We start from the raw sequence: 2,685 nt of genomic DNA, 5'->3' as shown, positions 1-2,685 counted from the left end.
AAGACAATGAATATGATAAAGCCATTGAATATCAGGATAATGTAGATCGCATTGAAGTTGAAAGAGTTTTCAGTTTGAGCAAAAGGTGTTACAATCTTGGATTGATAAAAACCAAACTGAAGGAAACTACAATGACAGCAATTTCATTATCCATATTTGTGACGAATCTGTTCAAGATTTCTTTACGCTCTTTTTTGGAATTTATTTGGAATTTGCTGCTTTTCAGCAAATATCCTTTTACGATGGCGGGTTAATCAAAAATTCTACTTACTCAGTAGACACTAATTATACTTCCTTTATTGCGCTTCTACAACAATTGCAAATAATCTTTCACAAGATATGAACAATTATTATTTGTTTTTTCTTCACTATGGTTATATTGTTTGGTAAAATATGATAATATAATCATAACAATGTACTGGAGGTATTAATAATGACAAAATTCAATCTTGATAAATGAGTATTCTACGTAGCCGATAATAATATGAAAATTATTTCGGAAGCCTTCGGTCGAAGGTTAAAGGGAACAGATGTTACAAGAATTCAATGGATTGCAATGTATTATATAAATAAACACAGGGAGTTGAAGCAGGTTCAACTTGCAACAATGATGAATCTTAAGCCTTCAACAGTTACAAGACTACTGGATAGAATGGAACACAACGGATTGTCCGAAAGATATACTAATCCCGACAGCAAAAGGGAAATTATCATAAAACTTACGGAAAAGGGTAATAAAACAATCGAAAAGCTCCTTCCACATGGAAACACTTTCAACGAAGATCTTGTAAGAGACATATCTCCTGATGATCTTGTAACCTTTCAAAAAGTCATGGACAAGATGCTTAATAATATAATTGGTGCAACACCTATAAAATAGTTCCACTTAATAGAAAAATCCAAGAACTGCCGTAAGGTGGTTCTTTTTTTATAGTCTAAGAAAGTTAAAAATGCGTAATCCCTTGAAGCATTGGTATTACGCGGTTAAGGAAACTTTCTACGACCTCTTAATAACCGCTATGGTCACATGAAGCGTGACCCGGTTAACGCAGCGTAGCTGCTTTCTTGACGATTTATAAATAAAGGTAAACGTTTTTTTGTGAATACATTGACAAAGTATTCGCAAATTGCTATACTAATAGTTGTAGGCACAATTATAAATATTTGGAGGTTGGCTATGGCTGATGTAAGAAAGCAATTAAATGATTTTGTAAGTGGACTTGAAACAGTTGGACAAACTAATGGAGAAGCAGTTGGCGCTTTTATGGGTCTTTTGGGTGCTGCATATGAACCAAAGACTATAGACTTGAAAACAAAAGAACTGATGAGTGTTGCTCTTGGAGTATATATCAAATGCGAATACTGCATAGTATACCATTCATACAAGGCTTTTGAAGCTGGAGCTTCTAGAGAGGAAGTAATGGAAGCAGCAATGGTTTCTGTTGCATTTGGCGGCGGACCTGCAATGGCTTATACTGTAACATTATTAAAAGAATGTATAGATGAGTTTGCACCTGATTTTGAATAAATATTTATAAAGGGGCAGATTATCTGCCCTTTTTACTATTATAGAGGTGAAATATGGATATATTATTAACAAAGATAAAAGGACATGATAGAAAAGGTGTCATTGGAAGCGTAGATGTTAAAAAGGGTGACAGTGTTAAATCAGGAGATACACTCTTAACTATAGAAACTTCAAAGTCAGCTGTTGACATAGTTTCAGAATACGATGGAACTATAACTGAAGTATTGGTAGAAGCTGGTCAAGAAGTTTCAATTGGAGACAAGCTTTTTGCTATAGACGGCAAAAAGGCGGAAGCTCCCAAAGCTACTTACAGCTTTGGAATAGCTAAAGCAAAAGTTGAAACACTTGACGTTGATCTTGTAATTATAGGAGCAGGTCCTGGAGGATACGAGGCTGCAATAGCTGCGGCTAAGGATGGTCTCAGCACGGTAATCATCGAAAAGGAAAAGCTTGGTGAAACATGCCTTAACTGGGGATGCATACCAACGAAGGCTTTTGTGAAATCGGCATCATTGTACTCTGAAATGAAGAAGTCTGAAGAATTCGGAATTTCTGCATCAGATCTTAAGGTGGACATGAAAAAAGTTCTCGAGAGGAAAAACAATATCGTCGACACTCTCGGTGGAGGAATTGAATATCTTTTATCTTCCAACAAGGTAAGAACTGTAATGGGTGAGGCAAAGATTGAAGATGTGAACTGCATTAAGGTGAAAAATAAGAAAGAAGATTTGACTATAAACACTAAAAATCTTATTCTTGCCATGGGTTCTCAAGCTATGAAGATAAAAATACCTGGAGCCAACCTTGAAGGTGTTCTAACAAACAAGGAACTTCTTGAAATAGATGAAATTCCAGAATCGCTTACAATAATCGGTGGTGGAGTTATTGGAATGGAATTTGCTTTCGTATTTTCTTCATTCGGTACAAAGGTTACAATTGTAGAATTCCTTGATGCAATCATCAACGTAATCGACGATGATGTAAGGGAAGTAATATACAAAGAGGCTATAGATAAAGGCATTGCAATATACACAAGCGCAAGAGCCGATGAAATAATCAAAACTGAAGAAGAAAGCCTGATTACTAAATTCATTCAAAAAGACGAAGCAAAATTCGTAGTTTCGGATAAGGTATTGATGTGCGTTGGAAGAATTGCA

Annotated in this window: 4 protein-coding genes; all 4 read left to right on the top strand. The window is 35.5% G+C overall.

Annotation, left to right across the window (positions count from 1 at the left end; all coding sequences use genetic code 11):
• Positions 1 to 254: transposase (locus tag AC3AX0_RS10030; protein ID WP_487550153.1), on the top strand; the 254-nt coding region annotated here is incomplete at its 5' end.
• A 230-nt stretch (positions 255 to 484) separates the two neighbouring features.
• Positions 485 to 880 (top strand): MarR family winged helix-turn-helix transcriptional regulator, encoded by a 396-nt coding sequence (locus AC3AX0_RS10025; RefSeq protein ID WP_487550152.1) that lies wholly within the window; start codon positions 485 to 487, stop codon positions 878 to 880.
• Between the two features lie 297 nt (positions 881 to 1,177).
• The gene (locus AC3AX0_RS10020; protein ID WP_487550151.1) at positions 1,178 to 1,528 is read left to right on the top strand and encodes a carboxymuconolactone decarboxylase family protein; all 351 of its coding nucleotides are present in this window, start codon (positions 1,178 to 1,180) and stop codon (positions 1,526 to 1,528) included.
• Between the two features lie 53 nt (positions 1,529 to 1,581).
• The coding region (locus AC3AX0_RS10015) for an FAD-dependent oxidoreductase (RefSeq protein WP_487550150.1) at positions 1,582 to 2,685 on the top strand (1,104 nt) is incomplete at its 3' end.

It is taken from the genome of Dethiosulfatibacter sp. (assembly GCF_983023055.1).
The sequence above is the reverse complement of the archived record's forward strand: the minus strand, read 5'-3'. Positions and strand labels throughout refer to the sequence as shown.

Bases quoted from the DNA above. Each gene is read 5' to 3' on its own strand.
- AC3AX0_RS10025 (WP_487550152.1), top strand. From the start codon at position 485: ATGAAAATTATTTCGGAAGCCTTCGGTCGAAGGTTAAAGGGAACAGAT.
- AC3AX0_RS10020 (WP_487550151.1), top strand. From the start codon at position 1,178: ATGGCTGATGTAAGAAAGCAATTAAATGATTTTGTAAGTGGACTTGAA.